14 protein-coding genes are annotated in these 16,664 nt (G+C 45.2%); 10 read left to right on the top strand and 4 right to left on the bottom strand.

Features of this window, described 5'->3' with window-relative positions:
- The first annotated feature begins 6 nt into the window (after window positions 1-6).
- From BZA03_RS15155 to BZA03_RS15120, 8 genes are all read left to right on the top strand, one after another.
- Window positions 7-1,191 carry a MucB/RseB C-terminal domain-containing protein gene (locus BZA03_RS15155; RefSeq protein WP_110289208.1) on the top strand — a complete coding sequence of 395 codons (1,185 nt, stop codon included), beginning with the start codon at window positions 7-9 and terminating at the stop codon, window positions 1,189-1,191.
- 18 nt (window positions 1,192-1,209) lie between these two features.
- Window positions 1,210-1,671 carry a SoxR reducing system RseC family protein gene (locus tag BZA03_RS15150; RefSeq protein WP_101565232.1) on the top strand — a complete coding sequence of 154 codons (462 nt, stop codon included), beginning with the start codon at window positions 1,210-1,212 and terminating at the stop codon, window positions 1,669-1,671.
- 323 nt (window positions 1,672-1,994) lie between these two features.
- Window positions 1,995-3,791 carry a translation elongation factor 4 gene (gene lepA, locus BZA03_RS15145; protein ID WP_014950105.1) on the top strand — a complete coding sequence of 599 codons (1,797 nt, stop codon included), beginning with the start codon at window positions 1,995-1,997 and terminating at the stop codon, window positions 3,789-3,791.
- Window positions 3,791-4,693 carry a signal peptidase I gene (gene lepB, locus BZA03_RS15140; protein ID WP_014950104.1) on the top strand — a complete coding sequence of 301 codons (903 nt, stop codon included), beginning with the start codon at window positions 3,791-3,793 and terminating at the stop codon, window positions 4,691-4,693. The genes lepA and lepB overlap by 1 nt, the downstream gene beginning before the upstream one ends.
- Window positions 4,693-5,379, top strand: coding sequence for a ribonuclease III (gene rnc / locus BZA03_RS15135; RefSeq protein ID WP_101565228.1), 687 nt, complete (start codon window positions 4,693-4,695; stop codon window positions 5,377-5,379). Before lepB ends, rnc begins: the two co-directional genes overlap by 1 nt.
- A 19-nt stretch (window positions 5,380-5,398) precedes the next feature.
- A complete protein-coding gene (gene era, locus BZA03_RS15130; protein ID WP_014950102.1) occupies window positions 5,399-6,310 on the top strand; it encodes a GTPase Era in 912 nt (303 codons plus the stop codon).
- Between the two features lie 226 nt (window positions 6,311-6,536).
- On the top strand, window positions 6,537-7,175 hold the full coding sequence (pdxH, locus tag BZA03_RS15125) for a pyridoxamine 5'-phosphate oxidase (RefSeq protein WP_014979782.1): 639 nt from the start codon (window positions 6,537-6,539) through the stop codon (window positions 7,173-7,175).
- Window positions 7,176-7,290: 115 nt separating this feature from the next.
- A complete protein-coding gene (locus tag BZA03_RS15120) occupies window positions 7,291-8,112 on the top strand; it encodes a TatD family hydrolase (RefSeq protein WP_110289207.1) in 822 nt (273 codons plus the stop codon).
- A 17-nt stretch (window positions 8,113-8,129) separates the two neighbouring features.
- On the opposite strand, the gene BZA03_RS15115 is transcribed toward BZA03_RS15120, so the two are convergent.
- Window positions 8,130-8,846 carry a hypothetical protein gene (locus BZA03_RS15115; RefSeq protein WP_110289206.1) on the bottom strand — a complete coding sequence of 239 codons (717 nt, stop codon included), beginning with the start codon at window positions 8,844-8,846 and terminating at the stop codon, window positions 8,130-8,132.
- 118 nt (window positions 8,847-8,964) lie between these two features.
- On the opposite strand from BZA03_RS15115, the gene serB reads away from it, so the two are divergent.
- Complete coding sequence (serB, locus tag BZA03_RS15110) at window positions 8,965-9,948, top strand: phosphoserine phosphatase SerB (RefSeq protein WP_110289302.1); 984 nt, start codon at window positions 8,965-8,967, stop codon at window positions 9,946-9,948.
- Between the two features lie 171 nt (window positions 9,949-10,119).
- Here serB and BZA03_RS15105 read toward each other — a convergent pair whose 3' ends face one another.
- The gene (locus BZA03_RS15105; RefSeq protein WP_110289205.1) at window positions 10,120-12,645 is read right to left on the bottom strand and encodes a PilZ domain-containing protein; all 2,526 of its coding nucleotides are present in this window, start codon (window positions 12,643-12,645) and stop codon (window positions 10,120-10,122) included.
- 190 nt (window positions 12,646-12,835) lie between these two features.
- Between BZA03_RS15105 and radA the strand changes: the two genes are divergently transcribed.
- Entirely contained in the window at window positions 12,836-14,203 is a 1,368-nt protein-coding gene (gene radA / locus BZA03_RS15100) for a DNA repair protein RadA (protein WP_014950096.1), read from the top strand.
- A gap of 107 nt (window positions 14,204-14,310) precedes the next feature.
- Here radA and BZA03_RS15095 read toward each other — a convergent pair whose 3' ends face one another.
- Window positions 14,311-14,718, bottom strand: coding sequence for a PilZ domain-containing protein (locus BZA03_RS15095; RefSeq protein ID WP_014950095.1), 408 nt, complete (start codon window positions 14,716-14,718; stop codon window positions 14,311-14,313).
- Window positions 14,719-14,928: 210 nt separating this feature from the next.
- Window positions 14,929-16,596, bottom strand: a complete 1,668-nt coding sequence (gene ettA, locus BZA03_RS15090; protein WP_014950094.1) for an energy-dependent translational throttle protein EttA — start codon at window positions 16,594-16,596, stop codon at window positions 14,929-14,931.
- Window positions 16,597-16,664 lie beyond the last annotated feature (68 nt).

Genomic DNA, 16,664 nt, shown 5'->3' with positions numbered 1-16,664 from the left:
GAAAAAATGCGCTGTAGTTCTATCCTTGCACTTTTTTTCATTTCGGGCGCGGCTATTCAGCCCACTATTGCCCAAACTACTTCGCTGAGCGAAGAAACGAAAGCTCCTATTGCCCCAGTCCAAAACGTGAATGATGGCGACGTTGAATTAGACGCTAACTCAGAATCAAACACGAGGGCTGTTCGACTAGGTGAAGCCGATCAAGAAGAAGCAGTGCGAGAAGACGTGATTCAAGAGCAACTTGAACAAAGTCGAAGCGAGCAAAATGCATCTGCTTCTCGCTCGCGCGCGCCTCAATCGGCCAATCAGTGGCTAGCTGAACTTCAAAACATTATAACCAATGCCAATTTCCAAGTGTCTTTTGTGCAAACTATTGCAGGAAAGGAAACCGTTCCATATTTATGGCGCCACGGGATAATGGAAGATGGTTCTGAATTAGAGCAGTTAAATCTTCAAAATGGACCAGGCCGCGAGCTTATTCGTGTGAACGATGTGGTGAGTGTATTTGAGCCAGATGTACAACCCTATAGCTTGCGTTCAAAGCATATCAACGGTCCAATACCAAGTGTATTATTGTATCATCCTGAACAGCTTGCCGAAGCCTATGAGTTCGTCGCTGTGGGAAGAGCGCGGGTGGCAGGACGTTCAGCGCAACAAATTCGAATAGTCAGCCGAGATAACACGCGATTTGGTTATCAACTGTGGCTGGATGAGTCGTCTGGTATGTTGCTCAAACTGAACATGCTTGATTTGCAAGGGGCGCTATTAGAGCAGATTCAGGTCACGGCCTTTGCGATATCGCCAGAGCCTGCTGATTATTTCTCACGAATTAATTCTGCGTCGTTACCCGCGCCCATGGCGCTGAGCAACACGCCAAATCGTGCACACAAATGGGATGTCACCTATTTGCCGGCTGGCATGCGAGAAATAAAGCAAGATACAAGACGATTGGCCTTAACAGGGCAAATTGTAGAATATAAACTCTTTTCAGATGGATTGGTTGACGTATCTGTGTATGTTCAGCCTGCGGAAGATGCGTTAGGTGAAACGCTGGCGCTGCGCAATGAAGTGAGTACGTTCTTAACGTTGACAGACGGCAAAGCCCAGGTGACAGTGGTGGGAGAAATACCTTTGCAAACCGCTAACGCTATTGCTACGTCTTTACGCCCCGTCAGCAGTGTAAGTGAATAACCGCGCAATTGAGTAACAATGATAAGAGAAACCGCCACCGTAGTTGCCGTTAATGGTGATACGGTCACCGTAGAAGCAGCGATTAAATCGACCTGTAACGCATGCCAAGCACAAAGTGATTGTGGTACCGGCGTTATTTCTCGTGCGCTTGCACCGAAAACGCAGCAGTTGACGCTGCGTACTCCCATGCCTGTGCGGGTTGGCCAAGAAGTGACTGTAGGCATACCGGAAGCAGGTATTTTAAGTGCATCGGCTTGGTTGTATTTGCTACCGCTTATAGCGTTTATCGGGGCATATTCGGTGTCGATATCATTACTTAGTAGTAACGGATTTACTCACGAGTTATGGGCCATGCTACCAAGTGGGTTAGCAACCTTCTTTACCTATAAGCTAATTGCTTACAAGTTGCGTCGTGTAGAACGTACGAAATATCAACCTGTCCTATTGGGTCAACAAGAGCACAGTGCAGTAGAACATTGATTTTTTGAAGGGCTTTACGCTGCTCAATGGTTTAATACAGGACTGCTCCATACGAGGCCGTTTTATACGAGGCCAATTTATACGAGATTATAGTGTTAACTCACGCTCATCAATGTAGCCAAGTTTTGAGATAGGCCGAGGAAGTCACGTCAGGTTGCCACTTCCATTCGTTATGTTTCTTGAAAGTAATAAATTTTCCACCACGCCAATTCGCTTTTCGCGCAAGAAATGGGTAAAATCCGCACGCGCTGCGTATAACCCTTTAAGCAAGGCAAGCAGCATTTTTTGTTTAATGAATTTTTCTGCAGGTAATTTCCAGCATTATGCAACAATCGCACATTCGTAACTTCAGTATTATCGCCCACATCGACCACGGTAAGTCTACGCTGTCAGACCGTCTAATCCAGCATTGTGGAGGGCTAACAGACCGTGAAATGGCTGAACAGGTTCTCGACTCAATGGACCTGGAAAAAGAGCGCGGTATTACTATCAAAGCGCAAAGCGTAACGCTGAACTACGAAGCGCGCGACGGTGAAACTTATCAGCTTAACTTCATCGACACTCCCGGACACGTTGACTTTACCTATGAAGTATCTCGTTCTCTTGCTGCCTGTGAAGGTGCGCTTTTGGTTGTTGATGCAGGTCAGGGCGTAGAAGCACAGACATTGGCAAACTGCTATACCGCCATCGAGATGGATATGGAAGTGGTGCCTGTACTAAATAAAATCGACCTGCCTCAGGCTGAACCAGACCGCGTTGCAGAAGAAATTGAAGATATTGTTGGTATCGATGCGCTGGACGCTGTGCGCTGCTCAGCAAAAACCGGTATCGGTATTGAAGATGTACTTGAAGTTATTGTAAATAAAATTCCGCCGCCAGAAGGTGACCGCGAAGCGCCACTTAAGGCGTTGATTATCGATTCTTGGTTTGACAACTATCAAGGCGTTGTTTCACTGGTACGTATTGTCGAAGGCCAGTTGACTAAGAAAGACAAAATTCAAATTATGTCAAACGGTCAAACGCATCAGGTTGACAAAATTGGTGTATTTACGCCTAAGCCACTCGATACAGGCACATTAAGAGCCGGTGAAGTAGGCTTTATCATTGCAGGGATTAAAGATATCCAAGGCGCGCCTGTGGGCGACACCATTACCTTGGCGCGTGAGCCAGCTGACGCAATGCTTCCTGGCTTTAAAAAGGTTAAACCTCAGGTTTATGCCGGTATTTTCCCAATAAGCTCTGATGACTATGAAGACTTCCGCGACGCCCTTGCGAAACTAAGTCTGAACGACGCTTCACTATTCTATGAGCCGGAAAGCTCTGCAGCGCTAGGTTTTGGATTCCGTATTGGTTTCCTTGGCATGCTGCACATGGAAATCATTCAAGAGCGTTTAGAGCGTGAATATGACTTGGGTCTTATCACTACTGCGCCTACCGTAATATACGAAGTAGAAACGACCAAGGGCGAAACCCTTACCGTAGATAGCCCAGCTAAATTGCCTCCGGTAAATGATATCGCTGAAATTCGTGAGCCTATGGTTGAAGCCAATATTCTTGTGCCACAAGAGTATCTAGGCAACGTAATTACACTTTGCGTTGAAAAGCGCGGTATGCAAACCAACATGACATACCACGGTAAGCAAGTGGCGGTAACTTATGAACTGCCAATGGCAGAAGTGGTGCTCGATTTCTTCGACCGTTTGAAATCTACGAGCCGTGGTTTTGCATCGCTTGACTACAACTTTAAACGTTTCCAGACATCAGACATGGTGCGTGTTGATATTCTAATTAACGGTGAACGTGTAGACGCGTTAGCGGTAATTACGCACAGAGAAAACTCTCAAGGCCGTGGTCGTGAGCTGGTCGAAAAGCTTCGCGAGCTTATTCCACGACAAATGTTCGATATCGCTATTCAGGCGGCTATCGGTAACCATATTGTTGCAAGAAGTACAGTTAAACAGCTACGTAAAAACGTAATCGCGAAGTGTTACGGCGGTGACGTAAGCCGTAAGAAGAAACTACTTCAAAAGCAGAAAGAAGGTAAAAAGCGAATGAAGCAAGTGGGTAATGTTGAATTGCCACAAGATGCGTTCCTTGCAGTATTGAAGGTGGGCAAATAATGGCGAATTACTTCTCCTTGATTTTGGTGGCACTCACCTTAATAACAGGATTAATCTGGCTAGTGGATAGCCTAGTGTTTGCACCAAAGCGAAAAGCACGTTTACAGGCTGCGGCAACCGCAGAAGGAGCGGGCTATGGAGAAGATCCTCAACTGCCGTACCTTGTTGATACTTCGCAACAGATTTTTCCTGTTATTGCTTTCGTATTGGTATTACGTTCGTTTTTATATGAACCATTTCAAATTCCTTCAGGCTCAATGATGCCCACTCTGTTAGTGGGTGACTTCATTTTGGTTGAAAAGTTTGCCTACGGCGTGAAAGACCCGGTTTTCAGAAGTAAGCTTATTGAAACTGGCGTTCCAGAGCGTGGTGATGTGGTGGTTTTCAAGTACCCTGAAGAGCCTTCAATAGACTACATTAAGCGCGTGATCGGTTTACCGGGCGATACTGTGGTTTATCAAAACAAACAGGTTTATATCAAACCGAAGTGTGAGACTGGCAACAACTGTCCTAAATTGAAAGCCGTACCGCTTACGTTCCAAGAGCGTGGTGAGTTCGTACAGGACATGGCGCAGCTTATGCGTTACACCGAAGATTTAGGCACAGTAGAGCACGACATTTTGCGCCACCCAGTACGCGAGATATCGCCGGTTAATTTTTATACCCAGCCTGGAACGCGCAGCAATGAGTGGATTGTGCCAGAAGGTCAGTATTTCGTGCTAGGCGATAACCGTGACAACAGCCGCGACAGCCGTTTTTGGGGTTTTGTGCCAGATGCAAACTTGGTTGGAAAAGCGGTGGCGATTTGGATTTCATTTGAATTTGAGCGCAGCCCGTCAGACTTCCTTCCAACTTGGGTACCAACAGGTGTTCGATTTGAGCGAGCAGGTGGCATTCATTAATGCAGGGAATTGATAAATATCGTCGTCTGTACAAGGCGATAGGCTACACATTTACCAATGAAGCTTTATTGGAACAAGCGCTTACTCATCGCAGTGCGGCTAAACAGCACAACGAACGTTTAGAGTTTTTAGGCGATGCTATTTTAGGCATGATTGTAGGGGAAACACTGTTTAAACGTTTTCCGACGGTGCCTGAAGGCAAGCTTACCCGCATGCGCTCTACCTTGGTAAAAGGAGACACGCTGGCAGAACTTGCAAAGGAAGCCAGTGTGGGTGAACTACTTAACTTAGGGCCCGGTGAGCTCAAAAGCGGTGGTCATCGTAGAAGTTCGATTTTAGCCGATGCAGTTGAAGCTATTTTAGGGGCTATTTATCTCGATTCCGGTATGGACGAGGTACGAGGCGTTATAGACCGTTTATGGGAAACCCGCATTAACAAACTAGATCCTAATGCCCACCCTAAAGACAGCAAAACTCGTCTTCAGGAGTTTTTACAAGGCCGTAAACAAGCGCTACCAACCTATGAAGTGCTGTCTATTTCAGGGAAAGATCACGCACAAACATTTGAAGTTAGCTGCAAGGTAGAAAGCTTACCAGAAGCCGTAGTGGCATCTGGCAATAGCCGCCGAAAAGCAGAACAAGAAGCTGCTCGTTTAACATTGGAGAAGCTTGATGACAACGCATGATGAGTCGAATTTGCCAGAAATGCCTGATATTCAAACTCGCTGTGGCCTAGTTGCCATAGTAGGTCGCCCTAATGTGGGTAAATCGACCTTGCTCAATCGCTTGCTAGGTCAAAAAGTAAGCATTACGTCGCGTAAGCCGCAAACCACGCGCCACCGCATTCTTGGTATAGACACCGATGGTGACTATCAAGCGATTTACGTTGATACCCCAGGGCTTCACCAAGACGAAAAGCGCGCGATTAATCGCTACATGAACCGCGCGGCATCAAGCTCTTTGGCTGAAGTTGGCCTTGTGCTTTTTGTTGTCGAAGGCGATCGATTCAACGCCGAAGATGAAATGGTATTAAGTAAGGTTAAACAAGCGAACCTTCCTTGCTATCTCATCGTAAACAAGATGGATAAGGTTGAAGATAAAGAAAACTTTATGGTTCACCTTAAAAAGCTTGGCGAAAAGCACCCGTTTGAGCACATGATCCCTATCAGTGCTAAACAGGGCCGAATGGTTGACGAAATTAGAGAGTTAGTGGCCAAGTCGCTACCTAAAAGTGAGTTTTTCTTCCCGGAAGATTACATTACTGACCGCTCAAGCCGCTTTATGGCTGCTGAAATCATTCGCGAAAAGCTTATGCGCTTTACCGGCGATGAACTGCCTTACTCTACTACTGTGGAAATTGAGCAATTCAAAATGGCAGACAATGGTGTTTATCGTATCAGCGGTCTGATTTTGGTAGAGCGTGAAACCCAAAAACGCATGATCATCGGCAAAGGCGGAAAGCATTTGAAAACCATTGGTGAGCAAGCGCGTAAAGATATGGAAAACTTGTTCGACAACAAAGTATTTCTAGAACTTTGGGTGAAAGTGAAACAAGGCTGGGCAGACGATGAACGTGCTCTGCGCTCTCTAGGTTACGGTGACGACAGTAACTTCTAGTTCACGCTAATATTATCTTTATAACGCTAGTTAGCTGTAACTGGCGTTATATTAGCACGTTATATTAGCAAAGAGAGTGAGTCAGCATTTTCGCCAAGTGGTGTAGCTGATGGCTTGTGGGCAACTACCTCAGTTAGATGCGCTTATGCGAGCATTTACACGGTGGTTTATTTACTCGGTTTCAACATCACTAGCAGGCACAACAACTTCTTTTTAGGAGCGGTATATGGCAATTTCAGATATGCGCAGGCAGTACTCAAAGGGCAGTTTGAGTGAGTCAGATATTACTTCAAGTCCATTTATCATGTTCGATAAATGGTTAAAAGACGCCATAGACGCCGGAATTCCTGATCCTACTGCAATGACGGTTGCCACCGTCGATGCCAGCGGCCAACCCTCTCAGCGTATCGTTTTGTTAAAAGATGTCAGTGAAAAGGGCTTTGTGTTTTTCACTAACTTAGGCAGCCGTAAGGCACAAGAGTTAGCGGTAAACCCTAAAGTGTCGTGCCACTTTCCCTGGTTTTTTATGGAGCGTCAGGTTCGCGTATGTGGCAGCGTTGAAAAGCTTTCTGTTTCTGAGAATGCTGCTTATTTCTTTTCGCGACCGAAGGACAGTCAGCTAGCAGCGTACGCGTCAAAACAAAGCAAACCTATTGGCAGCAGGGAGCTTCTACTGACCCAGTTTAAGCAGTTAAAAGATAAGTTTGCTAACAAAGAGCTTCCCGTGCCGGACTTTTGGGGCGGTTTCAGGATCGTGCCTCATCAAATTGAGTTTTGGCAAGGTGGAGAAGATAGGCTACATGACCGCTTTGAATACAACAAAACTGAAGATGGCGCGTGGGTAACACAGCGCCTTATGCCGTAGGGAATACGTTCACCTTTCGTTCCCGCTAAAGTACTTCACTAGAATGTGAGCCCGCTTAACTATTGAGCTTGTAGATAGCGTGCGGCGAGATAGGTAACAAGGAGGCACCTAAGCCGTGATTGATAGTCATTGCCATCTCGACTTACTTGCACAAAAGAAAGATCTTAGAGTTGCATTAGAAAGCGCCAAAGCCGCAGGGCTTACCCGCATCATGGCGCCTAGCATTACCCCCGAATCTTGGCAGGCGTTACAAGCGCTCAATGAACGCTATGAAAGCCTTTTATCTATTGATACTGCGCTTGGACTCCATCCTTATTTTTTAACTGGCAGTGAGCTTGAAAAGCCAGAGCAAACACTCAAGAAGAGTCTTCGTCAACTTGAGGACGCTACGGCTAACTTGCACCCTTCGGTAAAAGCCGTGGGGGAAACAGGTATCGATGGGCATATAAGCGTGCCATTAGCGCTTCAAAAGGAAGCGCTACATAACCATTTGAAACTTGCCGATAAAGTATCGTTACCCGTAATTTTACATCACAGAAAAAGTCATCACCTGCTAGTTGAAGCATTGAAGCAAACCAAATACCAAGGTATAGGCGTTGTACATGCTTTTTCAGGAAGTATTGAAGCGGCCAAAGGGTATATTGAAAGAGGGTTTTACCTAGGTATAGGCGGTACGATTACCTATGAGCGTGCTCAAAAAACACGAAACACCCTTGGGTTTTTGTTAGAACACCATTTTGATAAATTGCTTTTAGAAACGGATGCCCCTGATATGCCCATGTGCGGTAGACAAGGAGAAGCAAACGAACCTCGTTATTTATCAGATGTCGTTGATGTTATAAGCGACCGCTATGGCATGTCACATAAAGAAATAGTGTCCACCACCACAGCGAACTACACTCGACTATTTAATATTGATGCTGGAAGTGAAGCATAGACTTCCAAACTAGCTATCTAGCGCTTCTCTTTATTTCTTTTTGATTCGATTACCTGAATAAACCATGGACGAGATTTATAAAAGGCCCGGGTTAGGTAAATACCTAGCATGAGCGCTAAAAAGACGAGAATACATGCAATAAGAGCAAGCTGGTAACGCAATGTCAGTGGACTCTCGAGGACAGCCTGCGTGTTCATGTGAATATTCACATAACCTAGTAAATTTTCATTATCGTCAGTGATAACGCCAACATAGGTTAGCGGCGTTACACTTTGCGACTGACTCATCGACACCACACTGGCAATTTGAGGCAAAGGAGCAATATACCTCCCGTCCTTATCAAACACAGACAAGGCAAGAATGTGTGGCTCGTCGACCAAAATAGAGGCGACACTTTCAATATACTCCCGTTGAGTGAGAGTATCAGATAGCGCGGAATCTACATTGTTCTCAGTTTCCGGATTCGAAAGTGCGTCAGCGATAAAGGCAGGTTGTAGCAGTTTTGCATACTGCCTTGCTATGCTCTCACCAGAGAAGCGAGTTTGAACGGTAAGCCAGTCGTTTTGGTATTGTTGGAATAACAGAAGCAATACCACTATCAAAGCAAACACCGCACTCACTACTATTGTGTGGAACAATCGCTTTAGAACTGTGTACAACGAATGCGAGTCATTCTTTGTTTGTGAAGCTGCTTTGCTTAGCCCGTCTACCAATTCGCTTTTCCATAAAGTCACGAGGGTTGCCTAACAGTAGGATAATTCGAAATAATTTAAAAGGAGATATTTTATTAGTTAGCCTAATTGGTTAGCATTAGAGCACCATTTGCCAATCACCGCAGTTTCTGTGTGCGTTATGAAAGACACTCTTCTTAATAATATCGATAATGACGATATCCATTTAGCTTCTTTTTTGTCTCATGTAGTTAGCAATAGTCACAACGACAGTGCGTATTCACATACGTTAACCGTTATTGGTCAAGCTGTAACACCTTATCTACTGCACAGCGTTTTAATTAAACTCAACGATGTGTTTACTCCTTCTAGCGCTGCTTTCCATCATTTACACAAGCAAATGGGGGATGATGTAATAGAAATTAGAGGTGCTTTGCAAAACACTGAGCTTGAGCAGATTAAGCCACTGCTGGGCGACGTATCCAAGGCATATAATGTTGATGTTGGTTTGCAGGGCTCTCGCCCCTCATTGTCTGAGCCAGGACTACTGGTCATGGACATGGATAGCACTGTCATCGCGATTGAATGTATCGATGAAATAGCTAAATTGGCGGGTGTTGGCGAGCAGGTGGCAGAAGTTACCGCTAAGGCAATGCGTGGAGAAATTGCGTTTAATGATAGCTTAACGCATAGAGTGGCCTGCTTGGAAGGCGTGCCAGTTAGTCACCTTAATCAAATTCGTGACAGCATACCTATCATGCCCGGCATTCAAGCCTTGCTCACTCACTTGAAACAGTACAATTGGAAATTAGCGATCGCCTCAGGTGGGTTCACCTTTTTCGCTGACCACCTAAAAGCAAGGCTTGGACTCGATTTTGCCATTTCTAACACGCTTGCGGTGAAAAACGAGCAGCTGACTGGAAAAGTAGAGGGTGAAATTGTCAATGCAGACGTTAAGGCGCGAACCGTAAACGCCCTTGCTGAGAAGTGGCAAATTTCAGCCAAACAAACCGTTGCTATGGGTGATGGAGCTAACGATTTGGTAATGATGGCTGAATCAGCGCTAGGCGTGGCGTGTCACGGTAAGCCACTGGTTAATGAAAAGGCAGATGTGGCAATCCGCATTGGCAGTTTACATAGCCTTCTGTATTTTCTAGACAAGTAGTTAGCGAGAGTCTGTAATACAAGCGTTAGTTTTGGGGCAATAAAACTAGCGCTTCACACTTTATCGGTTACCTTTCACCAGCCACAAGTTTCCAAAATCTTGTGATTAAAATCCTCCCGTGATGGGTCTTAACCTACGGGCTCATTTAAATTGATAAGCTTTGCGATTTCACTACGCGTTGCGCGCAATGGCCTTAGGTTGAACCGCACTTTTTAACGTTTTATTTGCCGTGATGTCTTCCACTGTAAAGCCGTATCTTATAAGTACTTCATCTGTGACATCGACTAGATGAGAGCACGCTGCAATACTCCACATTTTCTTCTCTAGCTCACGGGCTCGGTGCATGGCGTACATGGTTACGTAATTGATTTCCGTTTGCAGCATGGTCATGTCTGGCTTGCCGGTTGTGGTTAGCATGACATGAATAGCTACGAACTGGCCGCGAACCATAGCTTCTCTAATAAACGCTCGGCGCTGCTCGTTAGTTTCGAATTTATCGGAATAGCGAGGAATGATCGCCATTCGCGGCTCTTTTTGTGATGCATCGAATGAGATAAATAATTCCTGTCGCAACGGCATATTTTCAAGCTTAACGGCCTTAATGCCACTTTGTACAAAAGGTATATCTTGTTTTCTGTCTCTAAAGAGAAACTCTAAATTCACTTGACCACGTTCGGCGTATTGCGTGGTTAGCGTGGTTATGCGTTCGTCCTGCTTTCCGACAATACAAGCCTGTGGAGTGTAGCGAACACCTTCCTTACTCATTAAGAAGGATAGGGAAGTAGCGTTTCGCGCATTAATACAACGAAGCGCCTGTCCCATGCCTGGTACTTCTTCTTCGTCGTTCTCTACTTTAAGGCTGCCTTTGTTCTTTTTAATCAGTTCTTCAAAGAAGTTTCTAGCACTTTTGCCTTCGTCGCCCGGCATAGTTTTTAAATGAAGAATGTTCTTGTCGACGTTGTGATAAATGATTTCGTATTGCAAATGCATGACATCAAAGGAACTGGCAATTTCTTGCAGACGAGGGAAGGCGACTTCTACTTTGCCCTCTAAATTACCTTTATATTCTTTGCTCAACTCTATACGAAGTCCAAGTCCATGCACCGAAATATCTTCGCTGATCCCTTTGTGCACCAGTTCTTCATTATTGAAGCGAGCTTCAATTTGGGTTCTCAGCTGATAGCGACTTTCAATGCGTTGCTCTTCATATTTAAACCTGACAACCTGAACATTCGAAGGAGCGCGATTGCGCGGATGCCCAAAATTTCGCAGATGAGAGAGGTTTTCTCGATTAAACTTAAACTCGTTGTAGGTCTCTTGCCCTGTTACTGAGGTTACATCGGTTACGTGTGCCAAGAACCGCAGGTTTTTCAGCTTTGACATTAGTCGAGCCGATGGCGGAGTGTTCAGTTTTTTAACTTTATTACCTACAGAATCCGGAATGGAAAGCGGAATATGGGCCTGCTCAGGGTCAACCTCTGTTAAGGTTATTTTAAATACCCGCCAACTCGCTTTTTTAGAGCCAAACCCTAAAAATACTCGGGTTAGTACGTCTTTTTGCAAGAGTTCCTCGTAAGACGCTGAGTAAAAGTAGACCTTGTCGTTCTGCAAATGAGTAAAACTAAATACGAAAATCTCTCTTACTTCTTCTGACTTCTGCAATAAGCGCATAAGCCTTTCCTGGGTGAGTAAGAAGTTCAATCGACAGTTATCGTCTTCGTCTTGCCAATACTGCACGGTTTCGCGGTTCACTTCGTTAACCATAGCAAACCGGGGAACCAGCGTTTTATTAATGACGTCTATATACACCGGCAGCGTGGGGCTACGCGGCGAAAAGTACTGCTCACAAATCTTACTGGTAATCGCCTCAATCGTATTGCTCATATTAACTTTATATCGGCGTTTATTGCCGTGTATAAAGCTTTCTAAGAATTTGTCGAATGCGGGGCTTGGCTTTTCTTTATCTCGTTGCAAGGCAAGATAGTTAACATCGTTTTTAGTTATTATCTTTACGAGCTTATATGCAATGCCATTCTTTTTGTCCATGGCAAATTCATTCTCTAAGCCCCTAAAGAATATAAACAGCGTTTCTCCTTTTTTGAAAAACGCGTCTTTAGAGAGTTTTACCTGTAAGCCTTCAAGAGATATATCAACACTCAAACCGCGCATTGATTGATTGGCGCTATTAAATAATTCTACCGCCACAGCGAAGTTCATGCGTTCAGTGTTGCGCTGTCTGTAATCAAGCAGGTTTACGGTAGGAACTTTAAACTGCTCCAATACTGCTGAGCGCTTTTTGAGTTCAGGATTTTCTTTATCAGCGCGTTCTTGTGCGAGTTCTTTTTCGCGCATTAAGCGAAAGTTGTTTTCGGTGTTTTGTACCGCTTCGTAAACACCGTAAGTATATCGGCCAAATACCCTCAACTGCTCTTCAAACTTGTCAACAGCGACGTCATCCATGTAATGGCTACGTCCTTCGTGTACATATTTATTGCACTTTCCGTCAACATGACCACGCAAGTCTATGGTGCGCATACAGGGTTTGGCTAGGCGTTTCACTTCCATTTTGATGAGGAAGCGCTTTTCTTTCGGCACATCAGATGCAGTTTGAAGCAATACCTGGTTAAACTCAGGCTCATTAACCATGGGCTTTAGCTGTTCAATAATATCAGCATATTGCTTTAAATCTTGACTCATGAATGCGCAACTTTGTTGTTTAGTATCATTATTTTAGTTGTTATCGGCAAATCAGCAAAACTCATTAACCCGTAAAATCGTTATACTTTTGTACCAGTTTTACTGGAGGAGAACTGACCTTAGGTTTGTGCTTAATTCACCGTTGTTAAGTGTTAGAATACTCTTTTTAAGCAATGGATAAAACTGGAATATGGCAAAACGTAAAACTGCTTACGTGTGTTCTGACTGCGGTGCAGAGTTCCCTCGCTGGCAAGGTCAATGTTCAGAGTGTAAAGCGTGGAATACGATAAGTGAGTTTGTGGTTGCAAGTGCCAAAAGTGTCGCACGCCAAACCACGTCAGGCTATGCTGGGCAAACCGCTGCCAAAATTGAGACATTAAATGCAATAGATCTCGAATCACTACCGCGTTTCTCGTCAACATTTAAAGAGCTAGATAGAGTGTTAGGGGGCGGAATAGTCCCTGGGGCAGCTATGTTAATTGGTGGATCGCCAGGAGCGGGTAAGAGTACGCTTCTGCTTCAAGTAATGTGTCAGATGGCAAAAAGTGAAACCGCGCTTTATGTCACGGGGGAAGAGTCGCTTCAGCAAGTCGCCATGCGAGCAAAGCGCTTAAATCTACCTGACGACAAGCTGATGATGTTAGCCGAAACAAACGTGGAAACTATCTGCGATTTAGCCCTTACGAAAAAGCCTAAAATTATGGTTATCGACTCTATTCAGGTGATGCACGTGTCAGACGTTCAGTCTGCGCCAGGCAGTGTGTCGCAAGTACGAGAAAGCGCGGCGTATTTAACACGCTTTGCCAAGCAAAATCATATTGCTATGTTCATTGTTGGCCATGTAACAAAAGACGGTAACTTGGCGGGTCCGAAAGTTCTTGAGCACTGTATCGACAGCTCTATGATGCTGGAAGGAGAAAGTGATGGTCGCTACCGTACGCTTCGAAGTCATAAAAACCGCTTTGGTGCGGTAAATGAGCTCGGCGTGTTTGCCATGACAGAAAAAGGCCTTAAAGAGGTAAGCAACCCATCGGCCATATTCTTAAGTCGAGGTGACAATGAAACGCCAGGGTCTAGCGTTATGGTTATTTGGGAGGGCACCCGCCCGTTACTTGTAGAAATACAGGCGTTGGTAGACTATTCACAGATGTCGAACCCAAGGCGAATCGCTGTAGGGTTGGATCAGAACCGTTTGTCGATGCTGCTCGCGGTTTTGCATCGCCATGGCAATGTGCAAATGAACGATCAAGACGTTTTTGTCAACGTGGTAGGCGGTGTAAGAGTATCAGAGACCAGTGCAGACTTAGCCTTATTATTGGCCATGATTTCAAGCTTTAGAAATCGCTCGCTGCCCAGAGATTTAATTGTATTCGGCGAAGTCGGGCTAGCCGGCGAGATTCGCCCGGTTCCTAACGGAACGGAACGCATTATCGAAGCAGCGAAACATGGTTTTAAGCGGGCGATCGTGCCAAAAGCCAATGCGCCTAAGCAAGCCATTAATGGTATGAAAGTGGTGCCGGTAGCGCGCTTATCTGAGGCGTTAGACGCGCTTGAGTAATGCGAAAGGCTCAACATTTAAGTAAAGTGTTGACGGTGCCTGTTAAATTGAAAGGCCTATTAAATGGGCCTTTCCTGCATTAAACGAGTGAAACGCGTTTTTAAAGGTTAATGTGGCGCCTGATAAACCGCATCAACTAATGCATTCAGGTCTTTCTCTTCAATACTGGCGTCGTCGCTGTTTAAAGTAATTAAACGACGAAGGGCGCTAATGCTGTCTACATCCATTCGCTCAACTTTACAGCCTAATGAAACCCGTTCTTTTCTACTGTCGGCATGACGATACAACTGCGAAATAGAAAGGGTTATTACAGGACTGTCTTCATTTGCTTGGAAGGTAGCAGTGTAAGGGTCGTGACTGTCAAAAGGTAAGTGTGACAACGCCGTTTCGGTAGCTTGAAGTTTAATGCCTTGAAGCGATACGTCGCTGACTACCACATCAATACTAACGTCATTGTGTGCCAGTGTGCCATTTACATTCAGTGACACCCGTTGAAATTGGCGCTTATCCGTCATTTTTCAAATACCCAGTTATCATTAACGCTGTTATATCAGTCCGCATAGATAATTGCCCACTGAGTGGGTAATGACCTATGCGGACTGGTATTAGTATTGGCTAATTTGCGTGGGTTCGCAATGAAAAGCGAACAAATAAAAAAGCCGCTATCAGCGATAGCGGCTTTAGGCGTAAAGCAGAGATACAGATCTTACATCTCTGAATTTGTGTTATTTAGACATACGCTTATATTTAAGGCGGTGCGGTTCAACCACATCTTGTCCAAATTCTTGCTTCAACCAGCTTTCGTAGTCTGAGTAGTTACCTTCGAAGAAGTTGATGTTACCTTCATCGCGGTAATCCATAATGTGTGTTGCTACACGGTCTAGGAACCAACGGTCGTGCGAGATAACCATGGCACAGCCTGGGAACTCCAACAGCGCGTTTTCCAAGGCGCGAAGTGTTTCTACGTCTAGGTCGTTGGTTGGCTCATCCAGTAGCAATACGTTACCGCCTGCTTTAAGCAGTTTCGCAAGGTGAACACGGTTACGCTCACCACCTGACAAGTCTTTGATGAACTTCTGCTGGTCGGTGCCTTTAAAGTTAAAACGGCTGCAGTAGGCGCGGCTGTTAATTTCAAAGTTACCAATGCGAATGATATCTTGTTCGTCAGAAATTTCTTTCCACACGGTGTTGTTTTCATTCATGTGGTCGCGGAACTGTTCTACCGCAGCAATTTGAACGGTTTCACCTAAATCGATGGTGCCTGAATCAGGTTGCTCAGCACCGGTAAGCATTCTGAACAAGGTTGATTTACCTGCGCCGTTAGGGCCAACGATACCTACAATGGCACCCTTTGGTACTTTAAACGTTAAGTCGTCGATAAGTACGCGATCGCCATACGACTTTTTAAGGTTGCTTACTTCAATAACCTTGTCACCTAAGCGTTCACCTGGTGGAATGAAAAGCTCATTGGTTTCATTACGCTTTTGGTAATCGCTGGTAGATAGTTCTTCAAAGCGGGCCATACGAGCTTTACTTTTAGCATGACGACCTTTCGGGTTTGAGCGTACCCACTCAAGTTCCTGTTTCATGCTCTTCATACGTGCCGTTTCGGTACGCTCTTCTTGCTCAAGTCGGTTTTCTTTTTGCTCCAACCAAGAAGAGTAGTTACCTTCCCACGGAATACCTTCACCACGGTCAAGTTCTAAAATCCAACCTGCAACGTTATCAAGGAAGTATCTATCGTGGGTAATAGCGACTACCGTACCTTCATAATCGTGAAGGAAACGCTCTAGCCATGCGACTGATTCTGCGTCTAAGTGGTTAGTGGGTTCGTCTAGAAGCAACATTTCAGGCTTTTCTAGAAGTAGGCGGCACAGCGCTACACGGCGGCGTTCACCACCAGATAGTTTACTAACGTCCGCATCCCACGCTGGAAGGCGAAGGGCATCAGCAGCACGCTCTAATGCATTTTCTAAGTTGTGGCCATCTTTGGCTTGAATAATGGCTTCTAGCTCACCTTGCTCTTTTGCAAGGGCGTCAAAATCAGCGTCTGCTTCTGCATAAGCTGCATATACTTCATCTAGGCGAGTTAATGCGTGTTTAACGTCGGCTACGGCTTCTTCTATATTGCCGCGAACATCTTTTGTTTCATCAAGCTGAGGCTCTTGTGGAAGGTAGCCCACTTTTAAGCCCGGTTGAGGACGCGCTTCACCTTCGATGTCGGTATCTACGCCGGCCATAATGCGAAGTAAGGTAGATTTACCTGCACCGTTTAGACCTAGCACACCAATTTTGGCGCCTGGGAAAAAGCTAAGTGAGATATTTTTTAGAATGTGTCTATTAGGTGGGACGATTTTGCCCACGCGATGCATACTGTAAACGTATTGCGCCATGCTCTATCCTCGCTGAATAAGCGGTGAAAAATAAAAAAGTGATTGTGGTCTATTCTACTCGTAACAGG

Origin of the sequence: Alteromonas sp. I10, from assembly GCF_003201515.1 — a bacterium.
GTDB classification, from domain to species: Bacteria; Pseudomonadota; Gammaproteobacteria; order Enterobacterales; family Alteromonadaceae; genus Alteromonas; species Alteromonas macleodii.
Note: the sequence above shows the minus strand (reverse complement) of the source record. Positions and strands in the feature narration are given on the sequence as shown.

What these genes read in the sequence shown, in the direction of transcription:
- serB (WP_110289302.1), top strand. Translation starts at nt 8,965, where the DNA reads ATGAAAGACACTCTTCTTAATAATATCGATAATGACGATATCCATTTA.
- era (WP_014950102.1), top strand. Translation starts at nt 5,399, where the DNA reads ATGCCTGATATTCAAACTCGCTGTGGCCTAGTTGCCATAGTAGGTCGC.
- BZA03_RS15155 (WP_110289208.1), top strand. Translation starts at nt 7, where the DNA reads ATGCGCTGTAGTTCTATCCTTGCACTTTTTTTCATTTCGGGCGCGGCT.
- radA (WP_014950096.1), top strand. Translation starts at nt 12,836, where the DNA reads ATGGCAAAACGTAAAACTGCTTACGTGTGTTCTGACTGCGGTGCAGAG.
- BZA03_RS15105 (WP_110289205.1), bottom strand. Translation starts at nt 12,645, where the DNA reads ATGAGTCAAGATTTAAAGCAATATGCTGATATTATTGAACAGCTAAAG.
- rnc (WP_101565228.1), top strand. Translation starts at nt 4,693, where the DNA reads ATGCAGGGAATTGATAAATATCGTCGTCTGTACAAGGCGATAGGCTAC.
- BZA03_RS15095 (WP_014950095.1), bottom strand. Translation starts at nt 14,718, where the DNA reads ATGACGGATAAGCGCCAATTTCAACGGGTGTCACTGAATGTAAATGGC.
- BZA03_RS15150 (WP_101565232.1), top strand. Translation starts at nt 1,210, where the DNA reads ATGATAAGAGAAACCGCCACCGTAGTTGCCGTTAATGGTGATACGGTC.
- pdxH (WP_014979782.1), top strand. Translation starts at nt 6,537, where the DNA reads ATGGCAATTTCAGATATGCGCAGGCAGTACTCAAAGGGCAGTTTGAGT.
- lepA (WP_014950105.1), top strand. Translation starts at nt 1,995, where the DNA reads ATGCAACAATCGCACATTCGTAACTTCAGTATTATCGCCCACATCGAC.
- ettA (WP_014950094.1), bottom strand. Translation starts at nt 16,596, where the DNA reads ATGGCGCAATACGTTTACAGTATGCATCGCGTGGGCAAAATCGTCCCA.
- lepB (WP_014950104.1), top strand. Translation starts at nt 3,791, where the DNA reads ATGGCGAATTACTTCTCCTTGATTTTGGTGGCACTCACCTTAATAACA.